This is a genomic window from Cupriavidus neocaledonicus (genome assembly GCF_000372525.1).
Lineage (GTDB): Bacteria > Pseudomonadota > Gammaproteobacteria > Burkholderiales > Burkholderiaceae > Cupriavidus > Cupriavidus neocaledonicus.
Genome location: NZ_AQUR01000058.1, coordinates 1 through 20,405, shown reverse-complemented (window position 1 = coordinate 20,405; position 20,405 = coordinate 1). Strand labels below are relative to the sequence as shown.

Genomic DNA, 20,405 nt, shown 5'->3' with positions numbered 1-20,405 from the left:
TCGGGCGAGACCTCGGTGCCGTACTGTTCGGCCAGAAACGCCTGGATCTCGCGCAAGGTCATGCCGCGCGCATACATGGCGATGATCTTGTCGTCGAACCCGGTGAAGCGCCGCTCGTGCTTGGAATCAGGATCGGATCAAAGCTGCCGTCGCGATCGCGAGGGATGTCTAACCGCAGCGGCCCGTCGTCGGTCAGAACCGTCTTATTACTTGACCACTACAGCCTGGGTGCTTCCCTACACCTATGACAAAAGTTTGTGACAACTCAACGCATTGGTCTACCCTCGAGGAACTTCAAAGTGTCGGGATCGATTCCAACTCTGCGACAGGAGCGGCCATCCACGACAGTCGCGGGAGCGGGCGTGTAGGGCTGCATAACGGTAAATGCATGGCTGCGACGATGGTACGCAACTTGCTGATCTTCGCGAACCGCAGAGCGTATGGAGCCGTTATGTCGCGAAAGGCGAGGGCTGCCGATCTTTTTGACCAACCGAATTGTGCGAAGAACCGGGCCAAGAGCGAGGAAGAGCGAAAGCTGGGCTGCTCAAGGCAGCTTTCACCGGGCGCGGCCGCTGGGGGCTGCGCTTTCGATGGGGCAAAAATTGCACTTCAGCCTGTAGCTGACGTGGCGCACCTCGTGCATGGACCAATCGCATGCGAAGGCAACTCTTGGGACAACCGCCAGGCGGCCTCATCAGGGCCGACGCTCTATCGCACTGGCTTCACGACTGACATCAATGAGTTCGACGTGATCTACGGGGGTGAACGACGTCTATTCCGTAGCGTCCGCGAGATCATTGAAAAGTACAATCCACCTGCGGTCTTTGTTTATCAAACGTGTGTTACTGCGTTAATCGGCGATGACATAGATGCAGTGTGCAAGCAGGCTTCAGTAGAATTCAGTAAGCCAGTTATACCGGTGCACGCGCCTGGGTTCGCTGGATCAAAGAACCTCGGCAATAAGCTTGGCGGCGAGGCGCTTTTGAATTATGTGATAGGTACCCGTGAGCCGGCATATACAACGCCCACAGACATCAACGTAATCGGCGAGTACAACCTGTCAGGCGAGTTATGGCAGGTAAAGCCGCTCTTGGACGAACTTGGCATCCGTCTTTTGTCGTGTATAACTGGCGATGGCCGGTACAGCGATATTGCGAGCGCGCATCGGGCCAGAGCAAACATGGTGGTCTGTTCGAAGTCCATGGTCCATGTGGCAACTAAGATGCAAGAGCGTTATGGGATTCCATACCTTGAGTGCTCATTCTACGGAATTGGCGACACAAGCAACGCTCTCCGCCAGATCGCGAGTCTGTTGGTGCAGCGAGGGGCATCTGGAAAGCTGTTAGACAGTACAGAGCGCCTGATTCAAGCTCAGGAGGAGCGGGCATGGGAGCGGATTGCCACGTACCGTGCGCGTCTTGAAGGTAAACGGGCGCTGCTAATCACAGGTGGCGTGAAATCATGGTCAGTTGTGGCTGCGTTACAGGAGGCCGGCTTAGAAATCATTGGCACAAGCGTGAAGAAGAGTACCAAGGAAGACAAAGAAAGAATCAAAGGGATCCTCGGACAGGACGCGCTCATGTTCGATAACATGACGGCGCGCGAGATGTACAAGCTATTGCACGATGCAAAGGCCGACATCATGCTGTCTGGTGGGCGCTCACAGTTTATCGCATTGAAGGCGCTTATGCCTTGGCTTGACGTAAATCAAGAACGTCATCATCCGTATGCCGGGTATGAAGGGATCGTGGAGTTGATCCGAGAGATAGAGCGTACTATTTACAACCCGGTGTGGCAACAGGTGCGAATCCCAGCGCCGTGAAATAACGGAGGTGAAGTCGACTGGTCAAAAGATTCGCGGCACAGCTAATGTACTCGGAATACTAAGCCGCCACAGAATCCAGGAAGTACATCTCTACGCGTGGCGGCGGTCTAGGAAAGTGAGGAGACCATTATGGCTATCGTGATCCAATCTGAAAAAGCCTGCACGGTAAACCCGTTGAAGACTAGCCAGCCGCTCGGCGCTAGCTTTGCGGCTATGGGGCTTGAGGCCTGTATGCCCGTATTGCACGGCTCACAAGGTTGCACGTCGTTTGCCTTGGTTTTGCTGACGCGACATTTCAAGGAAGCAATCCCGCTGCAGACTACCGCAATGGATGAAATCTCTGCGGTTTTGGGCGGATACGATAATGTCGAGACGGCATTGCTTAACATCCGAAAGCGCGAGGCGCCGAGAATCATTGTGGTCTGTTCAACAGGTCTCACCGAGACCAATGGCGAGGATCTCGATGGTCATCTAAGAGCTATACGCAAAGGTAATCCAGAACTTTTCAATACAGAAATTGTGTATGTCTCGACGCCAGATTATGTTGGCGCTTTCGAGGACGGCTACAGCAAAGCTGTGGTGGAGATTGTCATGGAGCTGGTAGAGCCGCTGCCTGCTATTTATCGACAAATTAGCGTGTTGCCGGGAAGCCATTTATCGCCGCGCGACGTTGAAGAACTACGCGTGATAGTCCAGTCATTTGGCCTAGACCCAATAATCCTCCCTGACATTTCCGGTTCGCTCGATGGCCACTTTGATTCAGAATGGCGTGGCGTAACGCGGGGCGGAACCACGCTCGAACAAATCCGCGCTGCTGGGGCATCTTCTTTCACAATTGGCATTGGAGAGCAGACTCGTGCTGGTGCGCGAGCGTTACAGGAAATATGTGGCACGCCATTTGAAATCTTCGAACGTCTCACGGGTCTAGAACCTAACGATCGATTATTGCGGCTTCTCGCGCAGTTGTCAGGGCGAGCCATTCCAGAGAAGTATCGTCGGCAGCGTGAACAACTTCTGGATGCAATGCTGGACAGTCACTTCTATACGGGGGGTATAAAGGTTGCGATTGGTGCAGATCCGGACATGCTCCTTTCGGTTGGGTCACTGCTGCACGAGCTAGGGGCAGAACTATCAGTCTGCGTCAGCACGACCCCATCTCCAGCGCATGCGCTTTTGCCCGCAAGCGAAGTAGTGCTGGGCGACTTGGAAGACATGGAACGTGCGGCTGGCAATTGCGACGTGCTAATCACTCACTCGCATGGCCGCCAAATGGCTGCGCGACTCGGTAAGCCGCTGATGCGCGTAGGCTTCCCCGTATTCGACCGCGTCGGAAATGCACATCGATGTCAGATAGGATATCGAGGCACGATGGACCTGATTTTCGAGATTGCAAATCTGATGCTCGAGCGAATCCAGTTCCGCGCACCGAAGGATTAGCCCCTATCCACGATCAATACCCATCGCGCTCCGGAAACACCGGTGATCTGATCTCAAGGTTTCCTCCAGCCACTATGTGATCCTACAAGGAGACGGCACATGAAAATCGCCTTCGCTACGCAAGATAAGGAGCATGTTGACGCCCACTTTGGGTGGGCGAAACATATACTCGTCTATGACGTGACAGCCGCCGCGCACAGGTTCATCCAGGCTTTCGATTTCAGCGACACGCCACAGAAGCACGACAACGAAGAGAAACTGGGTCAAAGGCTTGAAGCAATCCATGACTGCGCGATATTGTACGTCGCCGCGATTGGAGGTGCCGGAGCCGCGCGGGTTGTTGCGCTGAAGATCCACCCTATCAAGGTGGCAAAGGCGGAGCCTATTGAAACGATCCTTAGAAAGCTGCAGGAGGTGTTGAAGGGGACGCCGCCTCCGTGGTTAAGGAAGGTGATCAAGAAGGATTCGGGCACGGCATACGATTTGGGCGCGGACGACGGGTTAGCGAATAATCGCGCCTACCTCAAAGAGAAGGACTATCCTCCGCCACAAATAACTGTTGGTGCTGAAACTGACAGCGAAGACAGGATAGATGACCCTGAGGCAACAAAAGCTCGTTTGAAAAGATTGAACACGCTTGCGGTGCAAGCCAAGATGGATCTACACGATTTATCCGAAGAGTTGCCGGCCAGTTGGGAGAAAATTTTAGTGGTTGCCAGACGCTGCCACGAAATCCACGCCGCGTTGATGGAGGCGCGGAAAACCGCCGGCTTGGCTTATAAGTGAATATCGCGAGAATGCAAACGTGAATGACAACTTTACTGTAGTGCTACCAAGTGGCGCGATCTGGACACCGAGCTTCGTAAATTCTATCGATCATCATAATTGTATCGGCTGTGGCCGATGTTTTCGTGTGTGTTCGCGCGGTGTCCTTCAATTGGTTGGAGTGAGCGAGGATGGCAGCCATATTTCCCTTGAGGGGGAGAACGAGAATGAGGAGGAGCTTGAGAAGAAGGTTATGACAATCTTGCATCGCGAGTATTGCATAGGTTGCACCGCTTGCGCGAAGATTTGTCCAAAAAAATGTTATACGCACGCGCCTGCTTAGGCCTTTGTTATGACGAAGATGAATTTTCACAGTACCCTAATGCGTCACGCGGTAGATGACGACGACTGCACGGTGCTGACGCTAGCTGGCGCCATTTCGTCGACGTTAGAGGAAGGAAATGTACATGGCCTCCCCATAATAGGACTTGACGCCAATGAAACTAGGTGGCTGCTTGCACACTGGTTTCCAGGTGCCGAGTATGCCTTATCTTTGGAGCTAAATAGGGAGGCAAACGCGCCAGACCCGATGTACTATGACGAAGTCGAAGAACTCGTAGCCTTGCTTGAGGCACACGCAGATCCGAGTGCCGGTACACCCATCGAGGTGCGCTGTGTTTCTCATGCATTGGCTTGCGGGTGTTTGAAAGACAAACATCTCTGGCAAAACTTACGCCTTCCATCCCGGGCCGCGCTGTTAGAGGTTCTGAGGTACTGGTTTCCCATGCTTGCCGAAAAGAACGTCCATGGAATGAAGTGGAAAAAGTTCCTCTACAAACAGCTATGTGAGCGTGATGCGCTATACGTGTGCAGGGCTCCGAGTTGCAGTGTTTGCCCCAGTTTCGGAGACTGTTTTGGGCCTGAATGACGAAAAAATAATCGCTTTTTACAAGTAGAGAACTGTCAGGGCCGGAACATATAAAAAGGATAAGGAGACTCATATCAGTTGGCGTTATCTCAATGGTGAACGAGCGAGAAAGGAATCAACGATATCTAAACCGATGCTGTTGTCGGGGTCCAGGCAGCGAAGTTTGTTCATCAGTTGGAGCGCCATGGCATGCTCGCCAAGCCGTATACTAAATAACGTCTGGGCTTTTAGGGTAAAGAGCCAGAAGCGAGCAGGGCCTGAAATAGTGAAGTCAGCGTCGCCAGGCCATACTGCCCGCCAATCAATGTTGATAGACGCCTGGCGCGCAGCAGCTACCAGGGCTTTGCCTGCGACTTCCCGCGCTTTTCGAAGCTTGCCGCAGCTTGCTTGTAACTTATACAGCATATAGTACGGTGGTAAGCAGGTGGGGAAGGAAAGAACTGTCGTCCATAAAATTACTTCCGCATCGTCATTTCCCCCTTCCGGAATTGTATTAATCAACTGCATGCCCGGGGGAGTGGCAGTGCTGCCAAAAAATTCGGCTAATTCGATATCGGTAATGAGGTTCATTCTTCTCTCCTGCAAGGTGGGGCGCCGGATGGTGTCTTTGCTTCCAGGCTGATGCGATGACCGCCGGAATGGTGAGTTGGGCGCACGTGCATCATAAAGAAGCAGTCCATACAGAAGGCCACTTGGATTAACGTCTCAGACGGTATGCAGGATTCAGCTTAGGGAAGAAGTTCTGAGATTATTTGTAAATGTGGCGCAGCAGTATGGTCAATACTGCTCATTTCATTGCGCTGTGGACTCAGCCGAACTTGAACTGGATGCCATGTCCGCCTCGCGGGTATTCCCATTCGACGTTACTGTGGTCGGTGCAGAGAATGCGGCAACTGCCGCATTCGAGGCAGCCGTCGGTAATGAGCGTAACGGCACCGTTGGTCTCAATGCGATAGCAAGAGGCTGGGCAGATGTAGGTGCAGCTTTTGTCGGCACAGTTATTGGCGCATACCTCCGCGTTCTTGACATGGATATGTGGCCTACCTACATCCACGCGATAGCGGTTTTGATATAGCTTTTCTTCGATGTTGACTATTACTTTTCTCATCGAAATGCCCTCCAGAGTTTGTACGCGTCGCCAAGAAGGCCGGGCAGAGTCCGGCTCTTTCGAAACTTTCCGATGATTTCATGTTTTTTCGTCGTCTTATCGATGCCGTCCACGGTAATCATCGTACGTGCTGCGAATGCGAGCAGGTCAGGATACGTCGTAAAGAACTGGGGGTTCTGTCGGAGGATCTCTGGCATGTGGCGATATTTGTGTAAATCTTTTATCACGAAGCTCCTATCGAGCGCGCTCTTGTACGCAGAAAGTACCTCGGCGCGGTAGCCACGACCCATGGCCTTTGCTCGAATTGCCGTTTCAGCAGCAAGGCGGCCTGTCGTCATTGCTAGGTTAGACCCCTCTCGATGCGCGGAATTGACGAAGCCTCCGGAATCGCCCACTATCATCCATCCATTGCCATATACTTTTGGAATCGTATTGAAGCCACCTTCTGGAATCAGATGTGCACAGTACTCCTTCATTTCGCCTCCATCAATTAGCGGCGCTATCGAGGGGTGGTGCTTCATCTTTTCGAGCAACTCATAAGGGCTCATGCGGTGTACGGAATTCTTGAAGTCACTTAACATGCAACCAACGCCGATGGTCAGGGATTCTCTATTTGTATAAAGAAAGCCCGTGCCCGTCATGCCATTGGTGATGCGGCCGACCATTTCAATAGCGACGCCTTCGTCCCCTGAAACGTTAAAGCGCTGGCGAATGGTTTCCTCGGGAAGAAAGAGAATCTCTTTGACAGCGAGCGCAACGTTATGCGCTTCAATTTCGCTGTGAAATTTTGCCTTTCGGGCGAGAGTTGAGTTGACGCCATCTGCGAGAATCACAATGTCTGCATACACGTCACCCTCCTCCCGGTCGCAGTGAACGCCGACAACTTGATCTCCATCCATAATCAGTTGATTCACCGTCGTCTCGCAGATGAGAAATCCGCCGGCCTCTCGGACCTTTGATGAGAACCATTTATCGAATTGAGCGCGGATAATGGTGTAACGGTTGTACGGTGGTTTGTTGTAGTCGTCGCTTCGTACGTGCGTGCCTACGAACGACGTATCGTCGAGCATCCACATGCGTTGCTCAATGATGTGCCGCTCGAGCGGTGCGTCGTCGCGAAATTCTGGGATAATTTGTTCGAGGGCATTCGCATAGAGAATCGCTCCCTGAACGTTCTTACTGCCCGGATACTCACCGCGCTCAACTTGGAGAACCTTTAGACCGGCCTTGGCCATCAAGTAGGCAGCGGCGTTTCCGGAAGGGCCTGCGCCAACGACAATTACGTCAAAACGCAAAGGTTCTGTCATTTGACTACCCTCATATGTCTGGACTTATGCTGCGCCAAGTGATCCTCGCAAGCTTGAGTCAATGCAGGCAGTAGTTGCATGGCATCTCCTACGATACCGTAATGCGCGTAGTCGAAGATTGGTGCGTTTTCATCAGTGTTGATGGCCACGATCACGTCAGAACTTTCCATCCCGACGCGATGCTGGATGGCACCGGAAATTCCTGCGGCGATGTAAAGTTTTGGTCGAACGGTTTTACCCGTTTGCCCTACTTGGCGCTCGGCTTCGACCCAGCCAGCTTGCACGCAGGGGCGAGTCGCACCCACTTCGCCGCCGAGGACACGCGCCAGATTGAAGACCAGCTTGAAGTTTTCAGGGTTCTTAAGGCCCTTTCCCCCACTTACAATCACATCCGCATAAGGAAGGTTAATCTTATTGCTTTTTGAATCGGCAATAAAATTGAGCAACTTCGTCACGATGTCGGACTCGATCATACCTAGTTGCTCATGAATAATCTCTCCGCAACGGCCGGTCTGAACTGGCGGCATCGCCATTACGCGCGGACGGACCGTCGCCATCTGAGGTCGGCATGCAAGTGTCATGATCGTACAAAGAAGTGAGCCACCGAAGGTTGGACGAGTGGCCGCAAGAGCGCGCGAGGTAGAGTCTATGCTCAAGCTAGTGCAATCGGCCGTCAGCCCCGTCGAAAGAGTCGTTGCCACAGAGCCGGCAAGATCTCGACCCATAGTGGTCGCCCCGAGAAGCAGGATCTCCGGACGATATTTGCTAACTAGATCGGTCAATCCTTTCGTGAATGGTTCATTCCGATACCCCAGCAACACGGGATCGTGGATCACATACGCCTTATTTGCACCGAAACCAAATGCTTCAGTTGCAAACTGCTCAAGGGGCTCTTCAGGGCCGCCGAGCGCGACAATTGCTACCTCACTGCCCAGCTTGTCTGCGAGCTTATATGCCTCTCCTAGGAGCTCCCACGACACGCTATGAACCTGACCCTGATCGTGTTCAAGGAACACCCATACACCCTTGTAAGTTTTCAGGTGCTCAGGCAACTCAAGGTGGCGGTTGCTGCCCCTTCTAACGGTGGTGTTCGGCATATTGTGTGAACTAACGGGGGAATTCATGAGAACCTCTTCATTAACAGGTCTGCCTCCAATGTTGGATGACGGGCCAGGATCTTTTGAACAAGTTTGTGGGAGACTTCGCGGAGGTTCGCGGCACCCACTTCCAGAATTTCGGCTTTCTCGTCCTTTTGCGCTGGGCCGAAGACTTTGCTGACTACGGTGGGCGAGCCTTTGAGCCCAATCCTATTCAAGTCAGTGATGCCGGCTTGTTCTCGATTCCATTTGCGTATCGGAACCGCCGCCGCGTGTATCATCGCGGGGAGTGTTGCAAAACGTAATTCGTTCGTGTTCTCAAGCATCGTTATGAGACAAGGCAGCGTGGTCTGAAGCACTTGCACGCCTCCTTCCGCACGACGCTCGACGACGATTGAACGCTTATTTAAATCCGTTTCAACGATCCTTGATACATAGGTAAGCAGTTGGAAGCCGAGCCGTGTCGCAATACCAGGTCCGACTTGCGCAGTGTCGCCATCGATGGTCTGCTTACCGGTAAAGACCATATCCACTGTTTGTTGAGTCGTGATCTTTTGGATGGCAGCGGCAAGCGCGTAGGACGTCGCAAGCGTATCAGCTCCGGCGAAAGCGCGGTCGGTAATGAGTATGGCATCGTCAGCGCCGAAGCTGATGCACTTGCGTAGCGCGTCCTCGGCCTGGGGCGGCCCCATGCATAGCGCCGTGAGTCGTCCGCCGAAGCGGTCCTTCAGCCGTAACGCCTCCTCTAGTGAGAAGAGGTCGTATGGGTTGATGATAGCTGGAACGCCTTGGCGCATTATTGTATTGGTCACCGGATGCACCCGAATCTGCGCTGAATCGGGGACTTGCTTGATACAGACAACAATATGCATGGTTCCTTCTCCGCGTCAGACGGTGTCGCGCTTTCCCACCGAAGCGCGAAGGTTGTCAAGGCTAACGTACCTTCGTGCTTCTGCCTCCCCAAAACACCTGAAAACCTTCTGTTCCGCTGGCGTTGACGACACGAAATCGTTGTAGGCTTTGAGCAACAAGCTGCGATAAAACTCGAACAGCGCGGTGCCGTTGTCCAAGGGAGGCTCTTCTTGTTGCTCGATGTACTGGAGGAACCTTTTTAGGATATGTAGACGGCTAACGTTCAAAACTGTTTCGTCGAATGCGATGTCAAAATGCCGAAAAAAGTCCTCAGTCGAAGAGAGGTGTTGCTGCTGATGGAGGTGTCCTTGCATATCTTTGAAGTAGGTTAAAAATAGGGTGTGTGACGTAGATGCGGGCCGCGCTATTTCGACGGGCCGACGTTTATTGTTAGCTAACGCTACATGGACAACCTATGGTCGCTAAGAATAGGAATCATTGGCTTTGCTTGATATCTCCGGCGCCTGCTCGCGTTGTCGCGATAACAACATTTTTGTAACTACTCGGTCCTGGAAAACGGCCTCAGAGTTACCCGAATCTTTGTAATCTGGGTGCGGATGCGTCTTAGCAGGCAATGCATCGTGCTTGTCGCATCGTCTCAGCCGGGAATCGAAATGGGATACGCGGGAGTGTGTATCCCAACGCCTAACTCGATGGGAGCACATATGCGTTCTTATTTTTTTCGACGGCACTGCCCAGTGAGACGAATCTTGGGCAAGAGAAGAGATCTGGACGAACGTATTACTATCGACACCTGTATCCTGCTCAATCAAATGCCGTGAACCCGTCACGACTTCCTTGAGCGCTGCCTTGCCCTTCGGGTGAACCATGCCATTTACCGCTGGGCTCACATGTGGGGCGCTGGAGTTGAGCGCAGCTAGTGTATGTGCGGTAGCGAGACCGACATCATGTTGCAAATAGATTTCTACATCGTGCAGCCTTGCAATGAGGTCGTAGGCCGAAAACTGGAGAATTGCACCAACTTTGTTGGAGAATTGGATCCACTGTTCACCATACATCCTCGGGCGCAGCGCGACTTCCACAAGGAATGAAGGGTGCGGACGCGCAAGGTTTGCCATACGAATAGAGCTTCCTGTGTGGCATTCCTCTATCTTCCGGATAAGGTACGCGATCAGAGATAATGCCAAAATTCGCGACAGCCGCAGATGGTTAAAATAGCGATCGGAAACGGAGATGGACAAGTATACAAACTCAGCTTTGCAGCACAGGGCAGCGATTTGCTTGGTGTCTGTCGAGCAGCCGGAAATTGTTGTTGCCGGCTTGAGGTTTATGTCCCCAGTAGCATCGATAAGCGTTATCTCCTCATCACCCATTGCAAATATTGCTGTAAGCAGCTCCGGAATTTCTCCATGCGCGAGTATGCCGGCAATCGCACAATTTTCTTCTATCCGATAAAGGCTCATTGCGGGCCGTTTTAGGCCGGACAATGTTCTCTCGATAATAATCGGTTTAAGCATCGCGGTAGTTGCCTTTGCGCTTCATTGGTCCTACACGGTCGAGCAAGCGTTGTGCCAGCCGAGTTCAATAAGCTGGAGCGCTATCTTCAAGAGCGGCAGCGGCGACGCTGTCAGTAAACGTTGGGGGCTTCGCACATTTTTCGTGTCGCGAATGTCTCTGTCCGGACAAGCTGCTGGGTGCCGAGAAGAGGGAGCCGTATTAGGCCAATTTAGCTACCCTGTTTTCGCAGTGAGCTTCGAGCTGGCTTCAACCCACACGCAAGACGAATGCGCTGCTGTCGAACTTATAGAACGCCGGCAGATGCTGCGCCCTCATACCGGTCGAGATGCTCCTTGCGCGATGGCACGGATTTCGCTTTTTGGCGGATGTACAACTACTCTCGATGTGAAGGAAAGAGTTATGCGAAATAGGGCGTGCACGCGACCATCGGCTGCCTGTTTTGAAGGCGGGGAGAAAGTTGTGCCCCTAATGCCAACTAGCAGAACATCGGCCCTACGGGGCGAGGGTACTCCGTCTGTTGGAGCCAGCGTGTTGAAGTGCGAGTCGCCTGGAGAGGCCGAGGGGATGCGGCCGGGGGTGTGGGATAAGATAAAAGATCATCCGTGCTACTCAGAGGAAGCGCATCACCATTACGCGCGCATGCATGTAGCGGTTGCGCCCGCCTGCAACATTCAGTGCAACTACTGTAACCGCAAGTACGACTGTTCAAACGAGTCGCGACCTGGCGTTACGTCGAGAAAGCTGACGCCAGAGCAGGCAGTGAAGAAGGTGATGGTTGTCGCGAGTCGCATACCGCAACTGACGGTGGTGGGTGTTGCTGGGCCCGGTGATTCGCTCGCGAGCCCAGGAACCACGTTTGAGACGTTCCGTTTGCTTAAGGAGCGAGTTCCCGATGTCAAACTATGTCTCTCAACCAATGGCCTCGCGTTGCCTGACTTTGTGGATGACATCTGCCGATACAACATTGATCATGTGACAATAACCATCAACATGATCGATCCGGTTGTCGGGGCAAGAATTTACCCGTGGATTTTTTGGAACCGTCGCCGGTTGACAGGGACGGACGCCGCGTGCGTGTTGCATGAGCGGCAGATGCAAGGGCTCGAGATGCTAACAGAACGAGGCGTACTGACGAAAATTAATTCGGTGTTGATTCCGGGTATTAACGATAAACATTTGATTGAGGTAAATCGTGCTGTGAAACAGCGAGGTGCGTTCCTTCACAACATTATGCCGCTAATCTCCGACCCGTCGCACGGTACGTACTTCGGCCTGCACGGACCACGAGGACCTACCTCCCGTGAATTGAGGACAGTACAGGAAGCTTGTTCGGGCGGTCTGAAATTGATGCGGCATTGCCGGCAGTGCCGAGCGGACGCGGTAGGACTCTTGGATGAGGATCGCGGTGCCGAGTTTTCACTGGAGAGTATCGAGCAGATGGATATCGGCTATGACCGAAACATCCGCCAAGAGTACCAGTTCCGCACGGAGACTGAGCTCATGGCGCAACGTGAGGCAAAGCGGGAAGTGCCAGCCTTAACCAAGGTCAGGAAAGCGACAGGAGCACTGAAGGTCAATATCGCCGTTGCAACGAAAGGCCGGGGTCGCGTGAATGGGCACTTTGGGAATATCTCTGAGCTAAAAATCTTCGAAGTTAGCGCCTCTGGCGCGCACTTTGTGGGTTACCGCCGGGTTGAATTGTATTGCCAAGGGGGGTACGGTGACGATGAACGACTAGTACGTATCATACGCGCGATCAACGATTGTCATGCCATTTTTGTGGCGAAAATTGGTATCTGTCCGCGTAAGGAACTCGCCGATGCGGGCATCGAGTCGGTGGAGCAGTACGCGGGGGAAATTGTTGAGGTCGCAGCACGATCTTGGTTCAATGATTACTCAAGCCGTGTGGCTGGTGGCGGATCGCTGCGTAAACATTGCGACGAGACGCATGATCAGGCAAAGGATGTCTAAAAGGCTCCAACGACCGTTTGATGTGCAAAGGCCATGCAAGCGCGGAGGAGTAGTACCGTACTTTAAATTGTAAGGAGCGTATCTATGGCCTTGAAGATTATTGCCTCAGCCTGCACCGGCTGCTCGGCGTGCGAGGCGCAGTGCCCAAATGCTGCCATTAGTGAGAAAGGTGACGTGTTGGCAATTGATCCTAAGAAGTGCACTATGTGCGAGGGACTCGATTTTCCGCAGTGTCTGTCGGTGTGCCCCGTGGACGATTGCATAGTAACGGCTTAGCCTGGCCATAGCGCTCTTCTTGAAGGCGTGTTTATCGATCTGGTTCATTTCATGGCTCAAGCCTTACCGGTAGCGAAACTATGAATTGCCGGAAAATATGGAACTAGGATCCGTCGGCGTTACATCGTCGGTGGGGTGCGAACATGCTTCTATAGTGGAGGGCAAGTTTGTGGATGCTAATTTAGAGACTGATCTCGGGGAAAGGCGATGTCGAGGCCAAAGCAGCTCTTATGTAACTCCGAGAGGGGTGACACCGTTGAAATAGCCTTTGAACCTAGGTTTGAGGTTGGCGAGCGCGTAATCGCACGGTCGATGGTTCGCAATGATGGTACGTTTTTTGGGAAAAGCATTGGCGAAGTTATCGTGAATAAAGGAGATATTGGCTACGTCACTAGAATCGACACCTTTCTGCAACGATTCTACATCTATGCTGTTCACTTCGTCGCGGATGATCGTCGCGTTGGCATGCGCGCAAGAGAACTCTGCACTCTGGACTACTTAAATGAAGGCGTATGCGCGCCTATACGTGACCACATCGCGGGTCCACCGTCCATCACAGACGGGGGAATTTTTGACGGGGCCGTTCTAAATTCCAAGGGGGGAGTCGATCGCTAAAAGGTGCCGGCGTGCTGTTGTATGGAATCCAGACGAACCGGCGGTATTTTGCCGGCTAAGAGAAACTGCCTGTTGTCGCTGTTGTCGCGCAAGAGATCGATTCCCCGGCGAGATGTGGCGGAACCAGACCAAACGGGTAAGCTGTCCTTACAGGTCCTTTTGTACGTAATGAGTCGATTATGCTTGTCGGGGCAATGACAAAATGTGTGTGGTTTGTCTGGAGAATTTTTCAATACGCGAAGGTCAATGCATGGCGGTGAACCTGACAAATCCTTTGTAACGGAGTGTTTGCCATACACTGTGTTTCCAGTTTCTCCGTTTTTGGAGGCCAAAAATGAAAATTATGATTCGAAAGGATATTACAGGTACACTTAAGGCATATCTGCCAAGAAAGGACCTTGAAGAGCCGATAGTTTCCATGACGAAGGATCAAATGTGGGGCGGCCTCGTTAAGCTTGGGAATGGTTGGCAGTTTCAGTTACCAGAGATGGCGCCAGATACTAGGCTTCCAGTGACTGTCGAAGCTAGAAGAGTTGATTCTGGAGGCAAATGACATGGCGCTCACTGGCGATCAGATCAATATTATAACGGAATTGATTCGCAAGGAATCATCACTTCCCGAAGTTGCGGCTAAGTGGCAAAGCTGCTATCCGGATGTTCGTGCAATCCGGGTGAGCGATCTCGAAATGCGGTACGAAAGACCGGTTATAGAATTGGCTGGGCGGCGCGTCTATTTTGGTGCATCCACGGGCGTCTGCATTTCTATAACATCGGAGCCAAGCCACGCGAATATGCTGATCCTCACGGAAAATTGGGCATCCAATGAAGATGGATAACATTACCATAATATTTGAATGGGGGATTTCATAACTGAATGGATTTCATCTTTACTAAGTGAGGAAATGGCCTCTCATAGACGACCATAATGGTTTAAAAGTTGGCTAAACAACGGCTAAGTCGACCTCGGGGTCTCTTCTCTAGGACCTCTCGAATGTACGACGACTCTCCGTACGTGGTTACGATGGATTTCCAAAAAAAGCATAAGGTATTCTACATTACCGCTGGGCACGGCGTTTGCCGTTCAGTTTTACGAAATTGTCCGATGGCTAGCGTGAAGCTGCCAAACACGTCTCTGTTTCACACAGGCTGTGCCAGCCTTAATGATTCAAGTTAATAGGTCAGTGGGGGCGACGCGAGGGCGTGTTAGTTGCCAAGCGACGTATTTCGACACAGTGCGATCGGTTTGTCAGTATCGCGACGCGGACCATGGTTCATAGTTAGGGCTACAACAAGTTCCGGAAAGCCGCGATTTCGCGGGTTTTCTGGAGTTCTTAGCGACATGGCACGAAAGCTGCGTTAACGCGGTCGCGCGGACACGAGCTGGCCGATGCGTGCTTTTGAAAGAAGAAGACCATAGGGAAACACCGCAGACTGAGGACATGATCGTGGCCTTGCAAACCATGGTTTTCTAGCTACACCTTCAATTCAAAATGGAGTATCACAATGTCTAACCTTCGGCAAATTGCCTTTTATGGTAAAGGTGGCATCGGCAAGTCGACTACCTCGCAGAACACGCTAGCGGCGCTGAGCGACCTCGGGCAGAAGATTCTCATCGTTGGGTGTGATCCAAAGGCGGACTCCACACGGCTTATTTTGCATGCTAAAGCACAGGATACAATCCTCTCGCTTGCGGCTGAAGCGGGATCCGTCGAGGATCTTGAACTGGATGACGTAATGAAGATTGGTTACAAGGACATCCGATGTGTCGAGTCGGGGGGGCCTGAACCGGGGGTTGGCTGCGCAGGCAGAGGTGTTATAACGTCAATCAATTTCCTGGAAGAGAACGGCGCGTATGACGGTGTTGATTACGTTTCCTATGATGTGCTCGGCGATGTCGTCTGTGGCGGTTTCGCGATGCCAATACGTGAAAACAAGGCCCAAGAGATCTACATTGTTATGTCTGGCGAGATGATGGCGATGTACGCCGCAAACAACATTTCTAAAGGAATTTTGAAGTACGCAAATAGCGGCGGCGTGCGCTTGGGTGGGTTGATCTGTAACGAGCGAAAGACGGACAAGGAACTTGAGCTAGCAGAATCGCTGGCGGAGATGCTAGGCACGAAGTTGATACACTTCGTGCCTCGCGACAACGTAGTCCAGCATGCAGAACTGCGTCGAATGACCGTCATTGAGTATGCGCCAGACTGCGCTCAGGCAGGGGAGTATCGTGCGCTTGCCGAGAAGATCCATAACAATGGCGGAAATGGTGTTATTCCGACGCCAATCACGATGGACCAGTTGGAGGATCTCTTGATGGCGAAGGGGATTCTGGTGCAGATCGACGAGTCAAAAGTTGGGAAGACTGCGTCAGAACTTACTGCCTAGTCAGGCTTGAACGACAGCCGCCGTGCACGCACGGCGGCTATTTGCGACGAGCATGTTGATTACCTATGGACTACGCGATGACCACGACGGTTGAGGAACGGAAGGCCGCTAACAAGGCCCTCATTGACGAAGTGCTACGGGCTTACCCTGAAAAGATGGGAAAACGACGGGCCAAGCACCTAAGTTCATTCGAGGAAGGCAAGCCAGATTGCGGGGTGAAGTCGAATATCAAGTCGCTGCCTGGGGTCATGACGATTCGCGGGTGCGCGTATGCTGGATCAAAGGGCGTGGTATGGGGGCCGATCAAAGACATGATCCATATAAGCCATGGGCCCGTTGGCTGTGGCCAGTACTCATGGGGATCGCGTCGCAATTACTACGTTGGCACCACGGGCATCGATACGTTCGTTACTATGCAGTTCACCTCTGATTTCCAGGAGAAGGACATAGTGTTCGGAGGTGACAAGAAGCTTGACAAGATCATTGATGAGATACAGCAATTGTTTCCGCTCAACAAGGGGATTTCTATTCAGACAGAATGTCCGATTGGTCTTATCGGCGACGACATTGAGGCTGTCTCAAAGAAGAAGAGTAAGGAGTATGGCGGGCACACCGTCGTACCTGTGCGCTGCGAGGGTTTCCGTGGTGTGTCGCAGTCACTCGGTCATCATTTGGCAAACGACGCGATCCGCGACTTTGTGTTCGATGCTCACTCCAATAAGCGTCTCGCGCTTGAATCGACACCCTATGACGTTGCTATCATAGGCGACTACAACATTGGGGGAGACGCGTGGTCAAGTCGAATTCTTCTTGAAGAGATGGGTTTGCGGGTCATCGCACAGTGGTCGGGTGACGGTACATTGGCGGAACTAGAGAACACCCCAAGGTCAAAGCTGAATTTGTTGCATTGTTACCGATCGATGAACTACATCAGTCGACACATGGAAGAAAAGTATGGCATCCCATGGGTAGAATATAATTTTTTTGGTCCCACAATGATTGAGAAAAGCTTGCGTGAAATTGCAGGTCGATTTGATGATGCGATTATGGAAAATGCAGAAAAGGTGATCGCTAAATACCGCAAGGTATCTGATGCCGTCACTGCGAAATATAAGCCTCGGTTGCAAGGTAAAAAGGTGATGCTCTTTGTAGGTGGATTACGCCCGCGGCACGTTGTAGGGGCATACGAGGATCTAGGCATGGAGGTTATCGGAACGGGGTATGAGTTTGCACACAATGACGATTACCAACGAACGACGCATTATCTAAAGGATGGCACACTCATCTATGATGATGTGACGGGGTACGAATTTGAAAGATTCGTAGACCGGGTGCGCCCCGACCTTGTCGGTTCTGGTATCAAAGAGAAGTACGTATTCCAGAAAATGGGTGTACCGTTCCGTCAAATGCATAGCTGGGATTACTCAGGCCCTTATCACGGCTACGACGGATTTGCGATATTCGCCCGTGATATGGACATTGCCATCTCAAGTCCTGTATGGAACCTCGCGAAGACGCCGTGGAAAGATCGAACATGAGCACAGAGATCGCAGCGGCGGGCGCGTCTAGCGAACGTTTATTTGGAACTTACGTACAGGAGTGAGTGATGCCACAATCGACTGACAAAATTCTCGACCATGAACTACTCTTCCGGGAGCCGGAATACAGGGCGCTCTTTCAGAATAAGAAGAAAGAGTTTGAATTTAAGGATCCCGAGGAAAAGATAAGGGATTTTTCCGAATGGACTAAGACAGAAGACTATAAGAAAAAGAACTTCGCAAGAGAATCACTGACTGTGAATCCGGCCAAGGCGTGTCAGCCACTTGGAGCCGTGTTTGTAGCAAACGGCTTTCACAAGACACTTCCATTCGTTCATGGTTCTCAAGGCTGCGTTGCATACTACCGTTCACATTTCTCAAGGCATTTCAAGGAGCCGACTTCGTGTGTGAGTTCCTCTATGACTGAGGATGCGGCGGTGTTCGGCGGCCTGAACAACATGATTGATGGGCTGGCTAACGCGTACAACCTTTACAAGCCCGAGATGATTGCTGTATCCACAACATGCATGGCGGAGGTGATCGGGGACGACCTCGATGCATTCATCAAAAACAGCAAGCAGAAGGGCAGCGTCCCTGAAGATTACGACGTGCCCTTCGCCCACACGCCAGCATTTGTCGGTAGTCACGTGACGGGTTATGACAATGCGCTACTGGGCATCCTGAAGCACTTTTGGGGCGGTAGGGCAGGAACGTCCAACCCGCTGGTACGAATGCCTGACGACAGTGTGAACTTCATCGGCGGCTTTGATGGCTTTGTCGTCGGAAACATGCGCGAAATCAGGAGAATATTTGATCTGTTCGGCGTAAAAGTGAACATTATCTGCGACCCGTCGGAAACCTGGAACACACCTACGGATGGCGTGTTCAGAATGTATCAAGGTGGGACAACGAAAGAGGAGGTGGAACGCGCACTGAACGCTAAAGCAACATTCGTTTTCCAGGAGTTCTGCTGCGAACGAACAAGTAAGTTTATCGCTGAACAGGGTCAGGATGTCGTGGTTTTAAATGCGCCAGTTGGCGTTGGTGGCACTGACCATTTCCTTATGGAGATTTCACGGGTGACCGGTAAGCCGATACCAGCTGAACTGGAAAAGGAGCGAGGTCAACTCGTAGACGCTATGGCGGACAGTCAGGCAAGCCTCCATGGTAAGCGGTACGCATTGTATGGTGATCCGGACCAGATGCTGGGATACACCCAATTTCTCCTCGAGATTGGGGCTGAACCAAGCCACGTGTTATCGACAAACGGTAACGATGCTTGGGCTGAGAAAGTGCAGGCGTTGCTCGATGCGTCGCCATATGGTGTAGGATGCAAAGTCTATCCGAAGCGTGACCTCTGGCACCTGCGCTCTTTGTTATTCACGGAGCCGGTGGACTATCTGATCGGCAACACATACGGAAAATACTTGGAGCGCGATGCCGGGACACCTCTCGTTCGGCTCGTGTTTCCAATTTTTGACCGTCACCACTATCATCGGTACCCTACTTGGGGATACGCTGGCGGTCTGCGCATTCTTATGGCGCTACTGGATGAATATTTTGAAGCCTTGGACGCTAGCACTATTGCTGTTTCGGAGACCGACTACAGCTATGACATTGTTCGGTGAACGAACTGCGTAGCCTATCGAAGGTCTAATAGCCAAACGGCTCTTCGTTTTTGCGTGAGGATTTTGAATCGGATAAGCAAGAAACTCGTCTTTGGGGAAAGCGAATGAGTGATCGCTCGCTCCGAGCGGCTTTCTTCCTGCCGATAGCCATTGAGATGAGCTCTGTTGGGAGCGGGCGCGGTAGTCTCACGTGTGAAGGCGCTTGTTCAACGTACGTTCCTTAGCTGCTTGTCCGACAGGCTTTCCCTCAGTGCGGGCGTGGTTACGGTGGTGGACGTGTATGCCTTTTGGAGGCGCGGGAATTTATGCGGGCGGCGCGGACCTGTCCGCATTCTTTATGTGCGGGAGGTTTTTTAATTCTGTTAGCCTCGACGAGATTGACCTATTTCCGCTGCAGGCGGTGCGTGCCCGCTCCAATGGGAAGCGAGACTACGAGCCAGCGGGCAAGCGGCGTCTGATTGAGTTCTGTCTTCAATCGGGAGCATCGGTTTCAGGCACGGCTCTCAAGGCGGGCATCAACGCTAACCAGTTGCGCAAATGGATTCGGGATCCGAGATTCAGCGCAGGCGCAAGGTGCGTTGCCGGCATTCGTGCCGGTTGTCGAGGAGGTTCTAGATTCGCGGCCAATCAAGACACCCGCACAGGTTGTGGTGTCTGGCGATCCGCCACCGCGGCGAGCGCAACCGCTGGCGCTGTTGAGCGCAAAGCTGCCCAACGGTGTATCGCTCGAGCTGGAATGCAGCGAGCGAGACGTTGGGCTCGTAAAGGCAATGATCGAAGCCCTGAGTGGAGGCCATTGATGTTCCGCCTCGACGCTGGGCTGCGGGTGTATCTGCATCGCGACGCAGTGGACTTCCGTAAGAACATCAACGGCCTGGCACTGCTGGTCGAGCAGGCGCTCGGGCTGGATCCGTTTGCATCGGCTGTATTTGTGTTCCGTAACCAGCGGGCCGATCGTATCAAGATTCTCGGGTGGGATCGCAACGGCTTCTGGCTATTGTTGAAGCGATTGGAGGCGGACCGGTTTGCCTGGCCACGCGAGGCGACAGTGGCTATGCTGACGGTCGAACCGTTGCACTGGCTGCTCCAGGGAATCGACATCGAGGCGATGCGCCGGCACCCGCACCGAGAATA

21 protein-coding genes and 1 pseudogene are annotated in these 20,405 nt (G+C 52.5%); 14 read left to right on the top strand and 8 right to left on the bottom strand.

The genetic code is table 11. The features are described from left to right. Nucleotides 1-211: pseudogene (locus tag A3AG_RS32875) on the bottom strand (transposase); the annotation flags it as partial. Nucleotides 212-451: 240 nt separating this feature from the next. Here A3AG_RS32875 and nifE point away from each other — a divergent pair. The 5 genes from nifE to A3AG_RS32860 all read left to right on the top strand — a co-directional run bounded on the left by nifE (nt 452) and on the right by A3AG_RS32860 (nt 4,955). Further along, nucleotides 452-1,822 (top strand): nitrogenase iron-molybdenum cofactor biosynthesis protein NifE, encoded by a 1,371-nt coding sequence (gene nifE / locus A3AG_RS0101485; protein WP_012354673.1) that lies wholly within the window; start codon nt 452-454, stop codon nt 1,820-1,822. Nucleotides 1,823-1,954: 132 nt separating this feature from the next. Then, nucleotides 1,955-3,262 (top strand): nitrogenase iron-molybdenum cofactor biosynthesis protein NifN, encoded by a 1,308-nt coding sequence (gene nifN, locus A3AG_RS32870; RefSeq protein ID WP_012354674.1) that lies wholly within the window; start codon nt 1,955-1,957, stop codon nt 3,260-3,262. 99 nt (nt 3,263-3,361) lie between these two features. Continuing rightward, the gene (gene nifX, locus A3AG_RS34810; RefSeq protein ID WP_012354675.1) at nt 3,362-4,048 is read left to right on the top strand and encodes a nitrogen fixation protein NifX; all 687 of its coding nucleotides are present in this window, start codon (nt 3,362-3,364) and stop codon (nt 4,046-4,048) included. Nucleotides 4,049-4,067: 19 nt separating this feature from the next. Beyond that, the gene (fdxB, locus tag A3AG_RS32865; protein ID WP_012354676.1) at nt 4,068-4,370 is read left to right on the top strand and encodes a ferredoxin III, nif-specific; all 303 of its coding nucleotides are present in this window, start codon (nt 4,068-4,070) and stop codon (nt 4,368-4,370) included. Nucleotides 4,371-4,388: 18 nt separating this feature from the next. Next, entirely contained in the window at nt 4,389-4,955 is a 567-nt protein-coding gene (locus A3AG_RS32860) for a nitrogen fixation protein NifQ (protein ID WP_081479563.1), read from the top strand. Nucleotides 4,956-5,039: 84 nt separating this feature from the next. Here A3AG_RS32860 and A3AG_RS32855 read toward each other — a convergent pair whose 3' ends face one another. From A3AG_RS32855 to A3AG_RS32840, 7 genes are all read right to left on the bottom strand, one after another. After that, the gene (locus A3AG_RS32855) at nt 5,040-5,525 is read right to left on the bottom strand and encodes a hypothetical protein (RefSeq protein ID WP_012354678.1); all 486 of its coding nucleotides are present in this window, start codon (nt 5,523-5,525) and stop codon (nt 5,040-5,042) included. A gap of 238 nt (nt 5,526-5,763) precedes the next feature. After that, nucleotides 5,764-6,063 carry a ferredoxin family protein gene (locus A3AG_RS32850; protein WP_012354679.1) on the bottom strand — a complete coding sequence of 100 codons (300 nt, stop codon included), beginning with the start codon at nt 6,061-6,063 and terminating at the stop codon, nt 5,764-5,766. Then, complete coding sequence (locus A3AG_RS0101475; protein WP_012354680.1) at nt 6,060-7,370, bottom strand: FAD-dependent monooxygenase; 1,311 nt, start codon at nt 7,368-7,370, stop codon at nt 6,060-6,062. Before A3AG_RS0101475 ends, A3AG_RS32850 begins: the two co-directional genes overlap by 4 nt. After that, nucleotides 7,367-8,494, bottom strand: coding sequence for an electron transfer flavoprotein subunit alpha/FixB family protein (locus A3AG_RS32845; RefSeq protein WP_012354681.1), 1,128 nt, complete (start codon nt 8,492-8,494; stop codon nt 7,367-7,369). The genes A3AG_RS0101475 and A3AG_RS32845 overlap by 4 nt, the downstream gene beginning before the upstream one ends. Continuing rightward, nucleotides 8,491-9,339, bottom strand: a complete 849-nt coding sequence (locus A3AG_RS0101465; protein ID WP_012354682.1) for an electron transfer flavoprotein subunit beta/FixA family protein — start codon at nt 9,337-9,339, stop codon at nt 8,491-8,493. The genes A3AG_RS32845 and A3AG_RS0101465 overlap by 4 nt, the downstream gene beginning before the upstream one ends. A gap of 15 nt (nt 9,340-9,354) precedes the next feature. Further along, nucleotides 9,355-9,693, bottom strand: coding sequence for a nitrogenase-stabilizing/protective protein NifW (locus tag A3AG_RS0101460; RefSeq protein ID WP_012354683.1), 339 nt, complete (start codon nt 9,691-9,693; stop codon nt 9,355-9,357). Between the two features lie 108 nt (nt 9,694-9,801). Next, nucleotides 9,802-10,857 (bottom strand): beta/alpha barrel domain-containing protein, encoded by a 1,056-nt coding sequence (locus tag A3AG_RS32840; protein ID WP_012354684.1) that lies wholly within the window; start codon nt 10,855-10,857, stop codon nt 9,802-9,804. A gap of 400 nt (nt 10,858-11,257) precedes the next feature. Here A3AG_RS32840 and nifB point away from each other — a divergent pair, with 400 nt between their 5' ends. From nifB to tnpB, 9 genes are all read left to right on the top strand, one after another. After that, the gene (gene nifB / locus A3AG_RS0101450) at nt 11,258-12,829 is read left to right on the top strand and encodes a nitrogenase cofactor biosynthesis protein NifB (protein ID WP_012354685.1); all 1,572 of its coding nucleotides are present in this window, start codon (nt 11,258-11,260) and stop codon (nt 12,827-12,829) included. A gap of 84 nt (nt 12,830-12,913) precedes the next feature. After that, the gene (locus tag A3AG_RS32835; RefSeq protein WP_012354686.1) at nt 12,914-13,105 is read left to right on the top strand and encodes a 4Fe-4S binding protein; all 192 of its coding nucleotides are present in this window, start codon (nt 12,914-12,916) and stop codon (nt 13,103-13,105) included. Between the two features lie 207 nt (nt 13,106-13,312). Then, on the top strand, nt 13,313-13,720 hold the full coding sequence (locus A3AG_RS32830) for a nitrogen fixation protein NifZ (RefSeq protein ID WP_012354687.1): 408 nt from the start codon (nt 13,313-13,315) through the stop codon (nt 13,718-13,720). Between the two features lie 334 nt (nt 13,721-14,054). Then, entirely contained in the window at nt 14,055-14,273 is a 219-nt protein-coding gene (nifT, locus tag A3AG_RS32825; RefSeq protein WP_081479548.1) for a putative nitrogen fixation protein NifT, read from the top strand. 1 nt (nt 14,274) lies between these two features. After that, on the top strand, nt 14,275-14,556 hold the full coding sequence (locus tag A3AG_RS32820; RefSeq protein ID WP_012354689.1) for a hypothetical protein: 282 nt from the start codon (nt 14,275-14,277) through the stop codon (nt 14,554-14,556). 667 nt (nt 14,557-15,223) lie between these two features. Continuing rightward, complete coding sequence (nifH, locus tag A3AG_RS0101445) at nt 15,224-16,105, top strand: nitrogenase iron protein (protein ID WP_012354691.1); 882 nt, start codon at nt 15,224-15,226, stop codon at nt 16,103-16,105. A gap of 77 nt (nt 16,106-16,182) precedes the next feature. Continuing rightward, nucleotides 16,183-17,643, top strand: a complete 1,461-nt coding sequence (gene nifD / locus A3AG_RS0101440; RefSeq protein ID WP_025586731.1) for a nitrogenase molybdenum-iron protein alpha chain — start codon at nt 16,183-16,185, stop codon at nt 17,641-17,643. Between the two features lie 68 nt (nt 17,644-17,711). Continuing rightward, nucleotides 17,712-19,271, top strand: a complete 1,560-nt coding sequence (gene nifK, locus A3AG_RS0101435) for a nitrogenase molybdenum-iron protein subunit beta (protein WP_012354693.1) — start codon at nt 17,712-17,714, stop codon at nt 19,269-19,271. Between the two features lie 799 nt (nt 19,272-20,070). Beyond that, on the top strand, nt 20,071-20,405 hold a 335-nt coding region (gene tnpB, locus A3AG_RS0101430), incomplete at its 3' end, for an IS66 family insertion sequence element accessory protein TnpB (RefSeq protein ID WP_012354795.1).